Genomic DNA, 15,762 nt, shown 5'->3' on the forward strand with positions numbered 1-15,762 from the left:
TGACTTGACTGACGCTATGTTTGACGTAATCAAGAAAAGATTTGGCGTCTGAGCTAAACAACATGTCTGCATGCGCCGGATCAAAGTCAGATTCAGCATGTGCCGATAAGCTAAAAACGATCAGCAAAACACCGATCGTTTGCTTCATTCTCAGTAAGAGCAAAATATTAAGCCGACTCGCGCTCAGGAACCGGAGCGTCCTCTTCTTGAGGCTCTTCTTCAGGTTGGTCTGGAGCGATAATACAACAAACAATATCACCAGCACTTTTTACTAACTGCGTAATTCTAGCTTTGTCTCCAGAGAGAACCGCACTAATCTCATCATCAGATAAACCATCCAATTCCATCTTCACTCGCAACTCTTCCTGACTAAGTGCTCTTAATTCAGCACTTGAAGCAAAACTGGTAATGAACTGCAGTAACTTACTCATTTTTTTTCTCCTTATTTTACAACTCTTGACCATAAGTGATTTGCATATCCAAGCACAATAGCTCCCAAAAATTTAATCTGCTGCAGGGTCCAGCAACTGTCTCATCGCCATATTTGGAACAAGTTTTTTTGCTGGAGGAATAACTAATGTTGTGTGCAGAAATAACTCAGCTTGTGGTAAGTCACCCAGTCGGATCCTATCCATTCTGGGTTTACCTACAGGTAAAGTGCAAGCTTCATAGAGCACCACCTGATGATCCACCGGGTACTGTTCCGACAGCAGCTCAACTAACAGGGCCAGCCGCTGCTGATTAGTGCTAAAGCGGGCGACAGATAAATCACCGGCCACGCCAATTTGCCATAAGATCAGGTAAGCGCTGGGGTCGATGTTGCGCTTAAACATCATTAGCTGAGTGGTTTCATATTGCTGGCAGCCAACCCGGCCCGGGTCTATGCCCAAATCGGCAATCAGACAGTCTTCCGCCGACACCCCTGGCTCCATATGAGCAGCAAACCCTTCGGCCCTGGCTTGTGCCAGCGCCTGATGCGGCACTTGAGCAAACACACCAGGGTGGCCATAAAAAGCGCCCACCACTTTTTTACCGGCCCGCACTTCGGTCAGTATGGCGTCCACCATCTGACGGTAGCTTTGGCTTCTGTCCTGCCCTTCCTGGTAATAGGGCTGCAGGCTGCGCACATCCGGGTGCAGGCTATCCAGCCATTTCTCCACCACACCATGCGACATCAGGGCAAACACCACATCGGCTTGCTGAATATAACTCTGACTTAATGGCGTAATATGCGCCGCCATCATCATGCCTGTTCCTACACAAACCAAACTACCTTTATTCGTCATAAAACCTTTGCCTAAATTTGATAAGGATAAATAGCTGAATACTGCTGCCAGCGACTTCGCCTCATAATCCAATAGCCAAATCCATTTTGCTCATTTGAATATTCAATATGCAACCGTGTTAAAAATGCAGGCACCGCCTTGTTTGATATCCGATGCTTTACGTCCACCCCTTCCAGTCCCCAAACACTGAACCCAAAGTTGATCAATGCAGCCCCCACAGGGACCGAATAACCTTTGTTGCAATACTCAGGCAATAACATCAGACCAAACTCAGCCCTGTCATCTGCAGTGCTGATCAACGCTGTAATCCCCATCCCACTATCATTGTCTGACGAAACCGACCAATAGTAGGCTGAGCTATCACATCGAAGTGCCTTTTTGAACAGTTCATCAGCTTCAAATTGCGTCATCACCGGGGCAATATGTTTCATCACGTCAGTGTTGGTAAATAACTCGATAAACAACTCGTTGTCATCTTGGCACAACGGGGTTAAACATAAACCTGCATGTCGAATTTGTTGTTGAATTCTTTCCATTTTTTATGCCTGCACTTCACAGAACAGCCAATTTAGTTCCCTGCGACGTGACAAACAAGTCCCAAAGTCATCGCATGATCAGCGCGTTTTTGCCATCCATAACAGCAATACTTTGATTGCTCTGCCACTATTGAACAAGGAAATCGCCTATGGGCTGGCGACTAACACTTCGGCAACTCAGGCTGGTACTTGAGGCGCTACTCGGCTAAAATACGCCACCTTTTTTCGGCGTTAACTTTTTTACGGGCTACAACACAGATGGGCAAAAAGCTGCACATTAAGACCTGGGGCTGTCAGATGAACGAATACGATTCGTCCAAAATGGCGGACCTGCTGGATGCCACTCATGGCTACACTCTGACCGAAGAGGCGGAAGAAGCGGATGTGATCCTGCTGAACACCTGTTCTATCCGGGAAAAAGCTCAGGAGAAGGTGTTCCACCAACTGGGTCGCTGGCGTCCACTGAAAAAGAAAAACCCGAACCTGATTATTGGTGTCGGTGGTTGTGTGGCGTCGCAGGAAGGCAAAGCCATCCGTGACCGCGCCCCTTATGTCGATATCGTATTTGGCCCCCAAACCCTGCACCGTCTGCCCGAGATGATTAACTCTGTGCATGGCAGCAAGTCACCTGTTGTTGACGTGTCCTTCCCGGAAATTGAGAAGTTTGACCGTCTGCCGGAACCCAAAGCAGAAGGCCCAACCGCCTTTGTATCCATTATGGAAGGCTGCTCCAAGTACTGTACTTTCTGTGTGGTGCCTTACACCCGGGGTGAAGAAGTCAGCCGTCCGCTGGACGACGTATTGCTGGAAGTAGCGCAGCTGGCGGATCAAGGGGTGCGTGAAGTGAACCTGCTGGGTCAGAACGTTAATGCCTACCGCGGTGAAAAACACGACGGCAGCATTTGCCATTTCTCTGAACTGCTGCGGTTAGTGGCGGCTATTGATGGTATTGACCGCATCCGTTACACCACCTCGCATCCGGTGGAGTTCACCGACGATATTATCGAGGTGTACCGTGACGTGCCTGAGCTGGTGGACCACCTGCACCTGCCGGTGCAGTCCGGTTCTGACCGTATTCTGGCGCTGATGAAACGCAATCACACCGCCATTGAATACAAATCAAAAATTCGTGCGCTGAAAAAAATCCGGCCGAATCTGTCGATGTCGTCCGACTTTATTATCGGCTTCCCGGGCGAAACGGCCGAAGACTTTGAACAGACCATGGATCTGATCAAAGCGATGAATTTCGATTTAAGCTTCAGCTTTATCTACAGCGCCCGCCCTGGCACCCCTGCGGCAGACTTACCGGACGATGTGCCGGAAGAAGAGAAAAAGCAGCGCCTGTATATTCTGCAGGACCGCATCAACCAGCAGGCGCAGAGCATTGCCCGCGCCATGCACGGCACTGTGCAACGTGTGCTGGTCGAAGGTCCGTCGAAAAAAGACATTATGGAGCTGACTGGCCGCACCGAAAACAACAGGGTAGTGAATTTCGAAGGCTCACCGGATATGATTGGTCAGTTTGTTGATATTGAGATCACCCATGTGTTTGCCAACAGCTTAAAAGGCAAAGTGATCCGCACCGAAAACGAAATGGATTTACGCCGTTCTGTGTCTCCGGCTTCTATTCTGGCGAAAGCGCCCAAAATAGATGAACTTGGAGTGACCAGTTACGTGCCTTAAGGCAAATCCGGATAATCGACAAAGGGTGCTCAGCGCCCTTTGTTTTTCCAGGAACCAGACAGAGACAGGACTTTGGATAACCCCATTACCAGCTTAGATTTTGCGTTAACTCCCTTTGACCCGCAGCGCCTGGCGTTTTTGTGGGGACCATTCGACGACAACCTGCGCCAGATAGAAAGGCGTTACCGGGTCCAAATTTCGTACCGGGACAACGAAGTGCATTTAGTTGGCCTGACCGCTCAGCTGGAACCGGTGAAATTGATTTTGGAGCTGCTGATGGCTGAAACCGTCAATGCCCAAGGCAAAGCCGTAGCACTGACACCCGAGCAGGTGCATCTGGTCATTCAGCAACAGCAGCAGGACCCGGATGAACAAGGTTCGGATGAAGTCAGCATCAAAACCCGCAAAGGTTCCGTCAAAGGCCGTAACGCCAATCAAAGCCGCTATGTGAAAAATATCCGTCAGCACGATGTCACTTTTGGTATTGGCCCGGCCGGTACAGGCAAAACTTATTTAGCTGTGGCCTGCGCTGTGGATTCACTGGAAAAAGGCGAGGTGCGCCGCATTGTGTTAACCCGCCCTGCGGTGGAAGCCGGTGAAAAACTGGGCTTTTTACCGGGCGATTTAACCCAGAAGGTCGATCCTTACCTGCGGCCTTTGTACGACGCATTGTTTGAAATGCTGGGGTATGAAAAGGTTGAAAAGTATTTAGAACGTGGGGTGATTGAAATTGCGCCTCTGGCCTATATGCGTGGCCGCACTTTGTCGGATGCCTTTATTATTCTGGATGAAAGCCAAAACACCACAGTGGAACAGATGAAAATGTTTCTGACCCGTATTGGCTTTAATTCCAAAGCGGTGATTACCGGGGATGTGACTCAGGTGGATTTACCCCGCGGCCAGTACTCGGGTTTAAAACATGCGATGGATGTACTCTCCGAGGTGCCGGAACTGAGCTTTAACTTTTTTAAAGCCAAAGACGTGGTGCGCCACCCTGTGGTACAAAAAATTGTACTGGCTTATGAAGCTTTTGATGCGAAAAAGCAGGCGGCGGCCGACACCGCCAAAGCCGTAACATTGGGGTCAGAGTCAAAGGCGACATCCGACTTGAATCCCAAACAAAGCTGAGGATTTTATGGCCGTTATTCTGGATTTGCAGCTGGCCAGCAACGCCGCAAATTTACCCACTGAAGCGCAGTTCCAGCAATGGCTGGATGCAGCAGTGTTACCTTTTCAGCAGGACGCCGAAGTGACCATCCGTATAGTGGATGAAGACGAAAGTCGTCAGCTGAATTTTGATTACCGCGAAAAAGACAAACCAACCAATGTGCTGAGTTTTCCTTTTGAGCTGCCGCCAGGGGTGGACGAATTGCCACTGCTCGGTGATTTAGTGATTTGTGCCGCAGTGGTGGCCACTGAAGCGGCAGAACAGGGAAAAGCACTGCATCACCACTGGGCTCATATGGTGGTGCATGGTTGTCTGCATTTATTGGGCTATGACCATATTGACGATGCCGACGCCGAAGAAATGGAGCAGGAAGAAATTCAGATCCTCGCCACACTGGGCATAGAAAACCCTTATATTCTGCCGGATTAACTGATATCTTAATTTTTTATTAGTTTGGAGCTGAAAGTTTTATATGGGTGACGACCATTCTCACTCTAGCAAGGGTTCTGCAAAGTCCTGGTTAGAGCGTATAGCCGCCATTTTTACCGCAGAACCACAGGATTTATCCGATCTGGTCGAGATTATTCAGGAAGCTGGCAGTCGTGAGCTGATTGATACCGACACCCAGCGTATGCTGGAAGGTGTGCTCGATGTCTCGAAAATGCGCGCCCGCGACATTATGGTGCCACGCAGCCAGATGGCGACCCTCAATATCAACCACAGCCTGCAGGAACTGATGCCTGTACTGTTGGAAAACAATCACAGCCGCTACCCAGTGGTCAACGAAGACAAAGACCATATTGAAGGCATTTTGCTGGTCAAAGACTTGCTGGCCCATGCACTGAAAGGCGAAACCGATCTGGACCTGCGTCCTTTCCTGCGCCCGGCGGTCATTATTCCGGAAAGTAAACGCGTCGACGCCCTGCTGAAAGAATTCCGGCAAAAACGCTACCATATGGCGGTGGTGGTCGACGAATACGGCGGTGTGTCTGGTCTGGTCACCATTGAAGATATCCTCGAACAAATCGTTGGTGAAATTGAAGACGAACACGACGATGAAGAAGATGTCGATATTAAACAAATGGCCAGCCATGTGTTTCAGGTCAGCGCCTTAACGCCAGTGGATGAGTTTAACGAAAGTTTCGGCACCTCATTTGACGAAGAAGAGGCCAGTACTATTGGCGGCATAGTGCTGCATGCGTTCGGTCATATGCCTGAAAAAGGCGAAACCATTGAACTGCAACAGCTGACCTTTAAAGTCAGCAAAGCCAATAACAGACGCCTGGTGCAACTCCAGGTGATCAAAGCCAAACCCCCGGCAGAACCGCCGTCGGAATAAAGGAAGAACATCTTGTTGTTACGGACCTCTTTCTTACCAGCCCTGCTTCTTGCAGGGCTGGGTGCATTCAACACCCTGGCCTATGCACCATATACCTGGCATGCCATTCCGCTTTTTACCTTAACAGCGCTGGCCATTATGGTGCTGCGTGCTCCCAGCTGGAAACAGGCCGCCCTGTATGGCTTTAGTTATGGCCTGGGCTGGTTCGCCGTCGGCATCAGCTGGGTGCATGTCAGCATAGCCACTTTTGGCGGCATGCCGCTGATTGCCAGCCTGGGTATTATGGCGCTGCTGGTGTTGTATTTATCCTTTTACCCGGCGCTGGCCGCTGCTTTGGCCTGGCGTTTTCGTGCCACTAAAGCCTGGCCGCTGCTGTTGGCCGCCTGCTGGTTGGTCGCTGAAAACCTGCGCAGCTGGGTGCTGACCGGTTTTCCATGGTTATCGGTCGGTTACAGCCAGACCAGTGGTTTTCTGGCGCCCTGGGCGCCACTGATAGGTGAAATCGGCATCAGCTTTATTATGCTGTTGTTTGCTGGCAGCTTTGCAGTGCTGGCGCTGCGCCGGCAGTTTGGCAGCGTGGCTGTCACTGCGCTGCTATTTGCCGCCACGCCTTTTCTTGGTGCTTTTAAGGGCTGGCAGGGCACAGACGACAAAGTTTCTGTGGCTTTGGTGCAAGGCAATATTCCGCAGAACCTGCGTTGGGACCCGGCCGAAGAAGCCAACACCATGAAGAAATACATGGAGCTGTCGCGGGAGCATCTGAACCATCAGTTGATGATTTGGCCAGAAGCAGCCATTCCTCAGCTGGAGCCACTGGCGCTGGCCTACCTGATTAACCTGGATATGCTGGCCGCCGAGCGGGAAACGGCAGTCATCACAGGGATACTGGACTACAAAACCAATGGCGACGCCTACAACGGTATGATTGTGTTGGGTCGTTTCCATAATGCTGAAACTCAGGGCGATTACAGCTACGGCACCCACAACCGCTACCAAAAGCACCACTTATTGCCTATTGGTGAATTTGTGCCTTTTCAGTCAATATTGAAACATGTAGCACCCTTTTTTAACCTGCCAATGAGCAGTTTCAGCCGCGGCGACTGGCTGCAGCCTAACCTGCAGGCCAATGGGTATCAGTTGCTGGCCGCCTTGTGTTTTGAAATTGCCTTTCCACGCCAGATGGTGGCGAATTTCAACGACGACACCGACTTTTTATTAACGGTCAGTAACGACGCCTGGTTTGGTGAATCCATAGGGCCACATCAGCATCTGGAAATTGCCAAAATGCGGGCGCTGGAATTAGGCCGCCCGCTGCTGCGCGCCACCAATAATGGCATTACCGCTGTGATAGCGGCTGACGGCACAGAGCTTGGCCGCCTGCCACAGTTTGAAGAGGGGGTCTTATCGCTGGAAGTGCCCCAAACCACAGGCCGGACTTTGTACAGCCAGTTGGGTGACTGGCCTCTGAACTTAGTCAGCGTGCTGGTACTGGCTGGTTTCTGGCTGCGCCAGCGTTTGAGCGCCGCCAAAAACCAGGCCTGAGTCAACCGGGCGGGAACCCGGCTCAGGCAAAGACTGTGACCACCTGCCGGCTTAAGCCAACCAAAGCGCCGGCAGGGTTCCATAAACGCGAGCTGATCAAATGATAGCCATCAGCGCCCTGCTCTATTTCTGCGGCATAGGACCAATACTGCTCGCCAGAAAAACCTGACCAGCCAGGCAATAACTCTAAAGTCCAGGTAAGTGAACTGGCAGGTGCAGGCTGAGGCAATAAGCCGAGACTGACCGGCCACCAGGCGTCTATTAATGCCAATAGCTCTGGTAAGCCTGCTTCGCCCTGATGCGCTTTTAAGCGGTTACGGCCCGCCAGCACCCGCTGGCTGCCCCCACTGTAAGGCCATGCACCAGCGTCCAGCATAAAATCAATGTGTTGAGTAAATTCTGGTACACCGGGAGCTTGGGGCATCTGCCAGCCTTTATGCTGGCTGATGTTGTTCTGTTGCAATTCGGGTAACAGCGGTAAGTCGAGCTTCGATGGGCGGGCCACACCGAAACTGGCCAGTAGCACCAGAGCCACCTGGCCTTGCTGTTCAATTTCCACCAGCGCTTGAGTGACAGATTTGCCCTGACGCAAAATCCGGCGGCTGACGGTCGCTATGCCAGGTTCCAGCGGTGCGACAAAAGAAACGGTCAGTGAACGGATATCTGCCGCTGCTACAGGCCCATTTAATAAATGCTGCGCCGCTAAGGCCGCCGCCATACCACCAAATAAGGCCCTGCCCTGACCCCAGCCGGCCGGCACCTCAATCTGTACCTGCTCGGACTGGGCCGTAGAAAACTGCTGCATCACCTGTAAAAACTGCATTTCAACCTCATTGACTGCACCGGGCTGCGTGTCTGGCTGCAGCCCTTCCGTTGTGGCTGCTATCTTAGTTTTCTGGCGGCTCCGGCTCCAGATCTTTTACCGTCACAGTACCAAGGGCTTCGTCATTGCGGCGCTGCAACTCGACGATATACTTCAGCAATTCAGGCGGAAAGCGATTCAGATAGGGTACATCATCGTTGCTGATTGAGACTGAGCTACCGCCACCAAACGACTGCCTGGTGCCATAAATATCAGTGACCATCCAATCATCGATCAGCGCATACATGGTGTCAGCATCCTGCAGTGAGTCTTTTTCTGCCGGTTTCAGATATTGCTCTAAATGCGCTCTGAGGTCCTGCTGAAAATTCGGAAAGTAATCGGCGTTGCGTTGATAAAAACTGGATACCAGGAAGTTGTTGCCGGCCGGATAAGTACCGCGGTTGGAATTAATAAAATCAAAGGCGTTGGCCTGCAATGCGCGCATCACATTTTCGCCGGTATAAGCAAACTTGCGAATACTGGGGCTGCCAATATAGCCCTGGTACAGGCCATACAGTACCAATGGGTCGTGGTCAAATTTCACCTTCAGCACTTTATGCTGAATATCATTCAGGCTTAACTCCACTCCTTCTATCTTCAAGAGTTTACGCTGTAATAAGCCGTCTTCTGCGGTGACAAAATCTTCCAGGTATTTTTCCGGGTAGACTTTATTGATTTCATCAATCACCACCAGGTTGTACAGATTCAACCAATAGGCCAGTTGCTCAGCAGCGGTCAGGGTATTCAGCGCCACTTTGCTGGGCAGCTGCTGCATGCTTTGCCGTATCACGCTGAGGTTTTGGTTTAATTCAGGCTTCTTGCGAAACTGTTCATAATGGAACTTATTACCCGCCAGAATAGTGCGGGTTTTGTATTTGTTGGTTAAGCGCGTACCTACATAGGCAACCTCAGATTTAGCCTTTTCCCGGTTGACAGGACCAGACAACAATACTGACGAGCGCAGCACAAAGTCCCACGGAGCATAATCAATCACAACTTTAGACTTGGGGTCGTCGCCAAACCAATGCGCAGGCAATTCCTGCTCGCGGGCCTCAGCACTCCATGCAAACAGGGCAATCAGCGATGGTACTAACCAATGGTTTTTCATCATAGTCGCTCCTTCGATTTAACAAATAAAAGCGCAGTGACGGCCTGCCAATGAGCAGGCTATCACTGGCTGACTGGTTAATTTTGTGCACCATCCTCGTCCAAATCTTTGACCGTCACAGTACCAAAGTTTTCTTCATTGCGGTGTTTCAGCTCTCTTAACCGGACCATCAGCTCAGGAGAGAAACGGCCATAGTTCACAGAGCGACTTTGCATGGCATCGCTCAGTAATTCCGTATTGGCCACTTCGCTGGTTTCCGGCGAGCCACCAAGCTGGCTGAAAGCACCAATAAAGGCCGCATTATTGGTGGCGACACTGCCGCCAAAATTCTGGGTGGAGCCGTAAATATCGGTCACAGTCCAGTCATCAATTTTGGCGACCAGTTTTTTGGCATTCTCCAAAGCGTTCTGGTCGGCCATGCTCAGGTATTCTTTTAAATGCGCAGATAAATCCGCTTTAAAATCAGGGAAATAATCGGCATTGCGTTTGTAGAAGTTGGCGACCAGAAAGTCTTTACCGGCCGGGTACGTACCGCGGTTGGAGTTGATAAAATCAAAGGCGTTGGCGGTCAGGGTGCGGCGCACATTATCGCCGGTATAGGCATGTTTGCGGATGCTGGGGCTGCCAATATAGCCCTGGTACAGGCCATACAACGTCAGCGGGTCCCGGTCGAATTTCACTTTCAGCACTTTATGCTGAATATCATTCAGACTGAGTTCCACCCCTTCCACTGTGACGGTTTTACGCTCTAACAACCCATCATCGTCAGTGACAAAATCTTCCAGTTTCTTTTCAGGATAAATTTTATTAATTTCATCGACCACCACTACGTTATACAGGTTCAGCCAGTAGGCCAACTGCTCGTTATTGGTCAGAAGGTTCAGCGGGACCTCACTGGGTACCCGCTGCAGACTGTCACGGATAGTGCTGATACTTTGTTTTAATTCAGGCTCCTTACGAAATCGTTCGTAAAAGAACTTATTGCCAGCATTGACGGTTTTAACGTTGTACTTGTTTTTCATTTTGGTGCCGATACTGCCCCGGTCTTCCTGCGCTTCTTCCCGGCTTGGCGGGCCAGACAACAGCACAGAGGCTTGTAAGATGTAATTCCAGTCACTGTAATCGACGGTAATAGTGGAGTTAGGGTCTTCGCCAAACCAGTGCTTTGGCAATTCCGGCTCGCTGGCCTGAGTGCCCAGTGCACACATCAGGGCTGCGAATGCTGGTAACCAGTATTTTTTCATCAAAATCACTCCTTTGTTCTGCTGATTAATTTTGTGCAGACTCTTCTTCCAGATCTTTCACAGTGACAGTACCACTGTGGCGTTCATTCCGTTCTTTCAGTTCTTTTAACCGCACAATCAGCTCTGGAGAGAAGCGGCCATAGTTCACAGAACGTCTTTGTAAGGCATCGCTGAGCAATTCAATATTAGAGTCTTCACGGGTTTCCGGCGGACCATCAATGCGGGTGAAGGCTCCCAGGAAAGCCGCATTGTTATTCGCCACACTGCCACCAAAATTCTGGGTGGAGCCGTAAATATCGGTCACAGTCCAGTCATCAATTTTGGCGACCAGTTTTTTGGCATTCTCCAAAGCGTTCTGGTCGGCCATGCTCAGGTATTCTTTTAAATGCGCAGATAAATCCGCTTTAAAATCAGGGAAATAATCGGCATTGCGTTTGTAGAAGTTGGCGACCAGAAAGTCTTTACCGGCCGGGTACGTACCGCGGTTGGAGTTGATAAAATCAAAGGCGTTGGCGGTCAGGGTGCGGCGCACATTATCGCCGGTATAGGCATGTTTGCGGATGCTGGGGCTGCCAATATAGCCCTGGTACAGGCCATACAACGTCAGCGGGTCCCGGTCGAATTTCACTTTCAGCACTTTATGCTGAATATCATTCAGACTGAGTTCCACCCCTTCCACTGTGACGGTTTTACGCTCTAACAACCCATCATCGTCAGTGACAAAATCTTCCAGTTTCTTTTCAGGATAAATTTTATTAATTTCATCGACCACCACTACGTTATACAGGTTCAGCCAGTAGGCCAGTTGTTCGTTGTTGTTCAGCATATTCAGCCGGATTTCATCCGGCACTTTCTGCAGGCTTTCGCGAATACCTTTAATGGTCGCCTTTAATTCGGGGTTCTTACGAAAACGCTCGTAAAAGAACCTGTTACCGGCATTGATGGTTTTAACGTTGTACTTGTTTTTCATTTTGGTGCCGATACTGCCACGATCTTCCGGCGCTTCTTCCCGGCTTGGCGGACCAGACAACAGCACTGAAGCCTGCAGTACATAATCCCAGTCGCTGTAATCAATAGTGATGGCAGAGTTTGGATCCTCACCAAACCAGTGCTCGGGCAGTTTCTGCTCGCTGGCCTGACTACCCAGTGCGAACCCCATCAGGGCCGATGCCACTAACCAGTACTTTTTCATTGTTCTCGCTCCTTCGTTTTAATCTGTGTTCAGATTCCGGAGCACGAATACACCCTGTGCTTCGGGTTTAGTCAAAGCCTACAGTAGCTTAATTAGCCATTAGTTTCAAATTTGTTAACACATTGATTTCATTAACAGGAATTCATGCAGTTTTGCAAGAATTTGCAACTGGAGGTCAGAACAGCGGGAGCAACTCAGTCAGGGTTTTCACCGTCAGATCAGCCTGAATACCAGCAGGAAGCTGTTTACCCAGGTGCTGGACAAAACAGGTATAAAACCCCATCTGCCGGCCACCGGCAATATCGGCTTGAGGGTTATCGCCCACCATCAGCACTGTGGACGGGTCTGGCTGACCCATTTGCTCCAGCGCATGCTGAAAAATCCGTGGGTTGGGTTTGGCGGCACCAACTTGTTCGGAGATCACCAGCAGATCAAAATGATCCTGCAGCCCGGCCTTTTCCAGCCGCACCTGCTGCAAGTCGGTAAAGCCATTGGTAATAATGCCCAGCCGCTTTTGACCTTTGAGCCGCTGCAATAATTCGATGGCGCCGGGCAAAGGCGGGCAGACCTGCGCCATCGCCTGCAGGTACTGCCGGTTCAGCACTGCAGGTTCGACACCCAAACGTTGGCCCAAGGCCGTAAAACGGCGAACTTTCAGCTCGTCGGCCTGAATGTCGCCTTGCTGATACAACACCCACAGTGGCTGGTTCAGCGCCTGAAACTGCTGATACTCCTGCTCACTGAAGCCCAGGCCATAAGCCTGCATCATCAGCGACAGGCCGCTGAAGGCATCAAAATGAAACAGGGTATCGTCAGCGTCAAACAACACCCATTCCAGCTTGGTTACCCAATGGTTACTCATCAGCGGTGCCATTGACGATATCAGCAATATCTTCCAGCCGGCGCAGCGCCAGGAAGTTGATGGTGCGTTTCGGGTACTGGCCTTTGCTGTTGCGCTCACCGGCTGGCATGTCCATCAGCAGTTCCAGCGCTTCATCCACCTGTTTGACGGTGTAGATATGGAACTGACCATCCCGCACGGCCTGGGTGACTTCGTCGTTCAGCACCAGGTTCAGCTGGTTACTGGCCGGAATAATCACCCCTTGTTCGCCGTTTAAACCACGCGACTGGCACAGCCGGAAAAAGCCTTCAATTTTTTCGTTTACGCCACCTATGGCCTGCACCTGACCATACTGGTTGATGGAACCAGTCACCGCCAGGCTTTGCGCTATCGGCAAATCGGCAATAGCAGAAATCAGCGCACAGACTTCCGCTAACGAGGCGCTGTCGCCATCAATCAGGCCGTACGACTGTTCCATCGCAATATTGGCTGACAGCGTCAGTGGGAAATGCTGGGCATATTTAGCGCCCAGATAACCGGTCAGCAGCATCACCCCTTTGGAGTGAATGGCTTTGCCCAGCTCCACTTCCCGTTCTATATCGACCACACCGGTCGAACCGGCAAACACAGTGGCACTGATGCGGGCCGGTGTACCAAAAGCGGTGTCACCAATTTCCAGCACTGTCAGGCCATTGATTTTTCCGACCGCCCAGCCGTCTGTGTCGATCAGGATCTGGCCTTCCTGGATATCTTCCAAAAAGGATTCGCTGATGCGGCCTGTGCGGTACTGTTTGCCGTCCAGTGCTTCCTGCACATGGGCCGCCGTCACTTCCGTCTGGCCATGCTGGCTGGCATAAAAACAGGCTTCCCGTACCAGCTCCAGCACTTCGGCAAAACGGGCGGACAGTTTGCGCTGGTGCTCCGCCTGGCGGAAACTGAAACGCAGCAGTTGAGTCAGGCCACAGGCCGACAGAGTGTCCAGCCCCATCTGCTGGATCTGATCCTGAATTTGCAGCGACATAAAACGCATGGTGTGTGGTTCAAACGGCAGATAATGTTCAAAATCCGCCAGCACCCGGAATAACTCATTGAATTCGTCGTCCACATCCTGGATCAGGTAATACAGGTCGCGGGATCCCAGCAGCACAATTTTTACATTCAGCGGTATGGCTTTGGGCGTGATAATGGTGGAGTTGGTCACCGCATGGTCGCTTAAGGTGTCGATCACAATCTCGCCACTTTTCAGCGCCAGTTTCAGCGCATCCCAAACGCCGGGTTGTGTCAGCAAACGATCGGCGTCCAGCACCAGATAACCACCATTGGCTTTGTGCAACGCGCCGGGGCGGATCATGCCGTAATTGGTGTACAGACTGCCCTGCATCGAGCTGTATTCGACCCGGCCAAATAAATTGCCATAGCTGGGGTTGGGCTCAAAGATAATAGGGGCGCCGTCCATTAATTCATGGTGCATCAGCACATTGGGCACAAAATCTTCCACAAACAAACTGCGGGTGTCCATTTCCTCCAGCTTGTCGGTTTCCGCCTCTTCCGGCAGCAATTCCAGCACGGCTTTAATCAGCGCCGGTTTCATCTCTTTCAGAAAACGCAGCACACCAATTTCTTTGGCGTAATCATGCTCCAGCTGTTTCAGCAGCGGCTTGATGGCGGTTTCAATGGTCTCACGGCGCAGCGCCCGCAGGTTTTCTGACAGCTCACGTTTCCACTGTGGCAACTCCAGCAACTGCTCGTTCAGAATGGTTTCCAGTTCTGACACCAGGTCATAAAAATACTGGCGTTTTTCGTCTGAGAGTTTGGCAAATTCGCTGTCATCCAGTGCTTTGCCATCGATCACCGGCGAAAAGCTCACAGCGCCATTTTCTTCATACAGCACCACTTGCTGTTCCAGCGCTTTGCGTTCCACCAGCGCAATGGCGGCTTCGTATTTATCGTCAAAGGCCTGATGAATGGCTTTTTTCTTGCGCTGATAGCCTGGGTTGTCAAAGGCGGCCGGAAAGGTGTCCAGCAGCTCGTCAATCAGCGCTTCCACCTTTTTTACCAGTACTTTGCCTTCACCCGGCGCCAGACGCAGCGTGTGGGGCACCCGCTCATCGTCAAAGTTATTGATATAACACCAGTCATCCGGTGTGGCTTTTTCGCTGGCGGCCTGCTGCAGCACATCCTGCACCAGGGTAAAACGCCCCAGTGCCGGTTCCCCCATCACATAGAGGTTGTAACCCGGCATATCCATACCAATGGCAAAGTTCAGCGCGGCTTTGGCTCTGTCCTGACCAATAAAAGTGCTGGATAAACCGCTGACATCCAGCGCTTGTTGGATCAGTTCAGGTGCAAGATTAGGACCTAATTGTTCAGGGGACAGTGCAAGGGTACGGCTCTGTGGCGTCATGCAAAAGGCTCTTCGTGATCAAAAAAAGGGGAAACTTCCCCATCTTAACAAAAGGTGGCGCAAAAAGAACAACCGCAATGGCTTTTACGCCACCATAACCATTAAGAGGGCAACCCCAGCCGGGAAAACTGCAGACCACCGCAGTCCGTGCAGCTGCACAGTTCTTCCGGATGAAAAAAGCTCTGAGTCTGACCGCAGGCCGTGCACTGATACAGACCCATCCCCACCCGCTCCCCTTGCAGGTACACGCCATGGTGGTGTAAATCCTCCAGCAGCTCCTGCCATTCCACCTGGGTTTTGTCGGTGATCAGGGACAACTCATACCAAAGCGCTTCAGGCCAGATCGATGGTGGCTCTTCTTCGTCAGACTGCCGCTTTAAAGTTTCCAGAAACAGCTGGGTTTCATAGGCGCTTAAGTCTTTACCTGCTTTCAGATAAGCTCTGATGGTATCAGTCCACTGCACCAGCCGGCCCACCTGCTGCTCACGGGCTTGTCGCAACATTTCAGCTAACTCGTTGAGCCAGCGTTGATATTTGTCGGAAAAATCTGCCATAAC

General features: G+C 51.1%; 15 protein-coding genes. 5 read left to right on the forward strand and 10 right to left on the reverse strand.

The window, feature by feature from the left end; all coding sequences use genetic code 11:
- Positions 1 to 167: 167 nt before the first annotated feature.
- From WKJ03_RS03840 to WKJ03_RS03850, 3 genes are all read right to left on the reverse strand, one after another.
- Positions 168 to 431, reverse strand: coding sequence for a hypothetical protein (locus WKJ03_RS03840; protein WP_337840833.1), 264 nt, complete (start codon positions 429 to 431; stop codon positions 168 to 170).
- Positions 432 to 503: 72 nt separating this feature from the next.
- Entirely contained in the window at positions 504 to 1,286 is a 783-nt protein-coding gene (locus WKJ03_RS03845; protein ID WP_337840834.1) for an SAM-dependent methyltransferase, read from the reverse strand.
- 11 nt (positions 1,287 to 1,297) lie between these two features.
- On the reverse strand, positions 1,298 to 1,822 hold the full coding sequence (locus WKJ03_RS03850) for a GNAT family N-acetyltransferase (RefSeq protein ID WP_337840835.1): 525 nt from the start codon (positions 1,820 to 1,822) through the stop codon (positions 1,298 to 1,300).
- A 258-nt stretch (positions 1,823 to 2,080) separates the two neighbouring features.
- Here WKJ03_RS03850 and miaB point away from each other — a divergent pair, with 258 nt between their 5' ends.
- From miaB to lnt, 5 genes are all read left to right on the forward strand, one after another.
- A complete protein-coding gene (gene miaB, locus WKJ03_RS03855; protein WP_337840836.1) occupies positions 2,081 to 3,505 on the forward strand; it encodes a tRNA (N6-isopentenyl adenosine(37)-C2)-methylthiotransferase MiaB in 1,425 nt (474 codons plus the stop codon).
- A gap of 72 nt (positions 3,506 to 3,577) precedes the next feature.
- Positions 3,578 to 4,633 carry a PhoH family protein gene (locus tag WKJ03_RS03860; protein WP_337840837.1) on the forward strand — a complete coding sequence of 352 codons (1,056 nt, stop codon included), beginning with the start codon at positions 3,578 to 3,580 and terminating at the stop codon, positions 4,631 to 4,633.
- 7 nt (positions 4,634 to 4,640) lie between these two features.
- Entirely contained in the window at positions 4,641 to 5,102 is a 462-nt protein-coding gene (gene ybeY / locus WKJ03_RS03865; protein ID WP_337840838.1) for an rRNA maturation RNase YbeY, read from the forward strand.
- Between the two features lie 43 nt (positions 5,103 to 5,145).
- Positions 5,146 to 6,012: a transporter associated domain-containing protein gene (locus WKJ03_RS03870; RefSeq protein WP_337840839.1), complete on the forward strand. Its 867-nt coding sequence runs from the start codon at positions 5,146 to 5,148 to the stop codon at positions 6,010 to 6,012.
- A 12-nt stretch (positions 6,013 to 6,024) separates the two neighbouring features.
- Positions 6,025 to 7,554 (forward strand): apolipoprotein N-acyltransferase, encoded by a 1,530-nt coding sequence (gene lnt / locus WKJ03_RS03875; RefSeq protein WP_337840840.1) that lies wholly within the window; start codon positions 6,025 to 6,027, stop codon positions 7,552 to 7,554.
- Between the two features lie 22 nt (positions 7,555 to 7,576).
- Here lnt and WKJ03_RS03880 read toward each other — a convergent pair whose 3' ends face one another.
- From WKJ03_RS03880 to WKJ03_RS03910, 7 genes are all read right to left on the reverse strand, one after another.
- Positions 7,577 to 8,377, reverse strand: a complete 801-nt coding sequence (locus tag WKJ03_RS03880; protein ID WP_337840841.1) for a thioesterase family protein — start codon at positions 8,375 to 8,377, stop codon at positions 7,577 to 7,579.
- A gap of 64 nt (positions 8,378 to 8,441) precedes the next feature.
- A complete protein-coding gene (locus WKJ03_RS03885; RefSeq protein WP_337840842.1) occupies positions 8,442 to 9,527 on the reverse strand; it encodes a DUF547 domain-containing protein in 1,086 nt (361 codons plus the stop codon).
- A gap of 74 nt (positions 9,528 to 9,601) precedes the next feature.
- Entirely contained in the window at positions 9,602 to 10,768 is a 1,167-nt protein-coding gene (locus WKJ03_RS03890; RefSeq protein ID WP_337840843.1) for a DUF547 domain-containing protein, read from the reverse strand.
- 25 nt (positions 10,769 to 10,793) lie between these two features.
- Positions 10,794 to 11,960, reverse strand: a complete 1,167-nt coding sequence (locus WKJ03_RS03895) for a DUF547 domain-containing protein (protein ID WP_337840844.1) — start codon at positions 11,958 to 11,960, stop codon at positions 10,794 to 10,796.
- Positions 11,961 to 12,135: 175 nt separating this feature from the next.
- The gene (gene yjjG, locus WKJ03_RS03900; RefSeq protein ID WP_337840845.1) at positions 12,136 to 12,822 is read right to left on the reverse strand and encodes a pyrimidine 5'-nucleotidase; all 687 of its coding nucleotides are present in this window, start codon (positions 12,820 to 12,822) and stop codon (positions 12,136 to 12,138) included.
- Complete coding sequence (locus WKJ03_RS03905; RefSeq protein WP_337840846.1) at positions 12,815 to 15,205, reverse strand: ATP-binding protein; 2,391 nt, start codon at positions 15,203 to 15,205, stop codon at positions 12,815 to 12,817. Before WKJ03_RS03905 ends, yjjG begins: the two co-directional genes overlap by 8 nt.
- A 101-nt stretch (positions 15,206 to 15,306) precedes the next feature.
- Positions 15,307 to 15,759 carry a hypothetical protein gene (locus WKJ03_RS03910; RefSeq protein ID WP_337840847.1) on the reverse strand — a complete coding sequence of 151 codons (453 nt, stop codon included), beginning with the start codon at positions 15,757 to 15,759 and terminating at the stop codon, positions 15,307 to 15,309.
- Positions 15,760 to 15,762: the final 3 nt, after the last annotated feature.

The sequence above is a fragment of the Rheinheimera sp. genome (assembly GCF_037442525.1).
In the GTDB taxonomy this organism is placed as follows: Bacteria; Pseudomonadota; Gammaproteobacteria; order Enterobacterales; family Alteromonadaceae; genus Pararheinheimera.

What these genes read in the sequence shown, in the direction of transcription:
- WKJ03_RS03840 (WP_337840833.1), bottom strand. Translation starts at nt 431, where the DNA reads ATGAGTAAGTTACTGCAGTTCATTACCAGTTTTGCTTCAAGTGCTGAA.
- WKJ03_RS03845 (WP_337840834.1), bottom strand. Translation starts at nt 1,286, where the DNA reads ATGACGAATAAAGGTAGTTTGGTTTGTGTAGGAACAGGCATGATGATG.
- WKJ03_RS03850 (WP_337840835.1), bottom strand. Translation starts at nt 1,822, where the DNA reads ATGGAAAGAATTCAACAACAAATTCGACATGCAGGTTTATGTTTAACC.
- miaB (WP_337840836.1), top strand. Translation starts at nt 2,081, where the DNA reads ATGGGCAAAAAGCTGCACATTAAGACCTGGGGCTGTCAGATGAACGAA.
- ybeY (WP_337840838.1), top strand. Translation starts at nt 4,641, where the DNA reads ATGGCCGTTATTCTGGATTTGCAGCTGGCCAGCAACGCCGCAAATTTA.
- WKJ03_RS03870 (WP_337840839.1), top strand. Translation starts at nt 5,146, where the DNA reads ATGGGTGACGACCATTCTCACTCTAGCAAGGGTTCTGCAAAGTCCTGG.
- WKJ03_RS03880 (WP_337840841.1), bottom strand. Translation starts at nt 8,377, where the DNA reads ATGCAGTTTTTACAGGTGATGCAGCAGTTTTCTACGGCCCAGTCCGAG.
- WKJ03_RS03885 (WP_337840842.1), bottom strand. Translation starts at nt 9,527, where the DNA reads ATGATGAAAAACCATTGGTTAGTACCATCGCTGATTGCCCTGTTTGCA.
- WKJ03_RS03890 (WP_337840843.1), bottom strand. Translation starts at nt 10,768, where the DNA reads ATGAAAAAATACTGGTTACCAGCATTCGCAGCCCTGATGTGTGCACTG.
- WKJ03_RS03895 (WP_337840844.1), bottom strand. Translation starts at nt 11,960, where the DNA reads ATGAAAAAGTACTGGTTAGTGGCATCGGCCCTGATGGGGTTCGCACTG.
- yjjG (WP_337840845.1), bottom strand. Translation starts at nt 12,822, where the DNA reads ATGAGTAACCATTGGGTAACCAAGCTGGAATGGGTGTTGTTTGACGCT.
- WKJ03_RS03905 (WP_337840846.1), bottom strand. Translation starts at nt 15,205, where the DNA reads ATGACGCCACAGAGCCGTACCCTTGCACTGTCCCCTGAACAATTAGGT.
- WKJ03_RS03910 (WP_337840847.1), bottom strand. Translation starts at nt 15,759, where the DNA reads ATGGCAGATTTTTCCGACAAATATCAACGCTGGCTCAACGAGTTAGCT.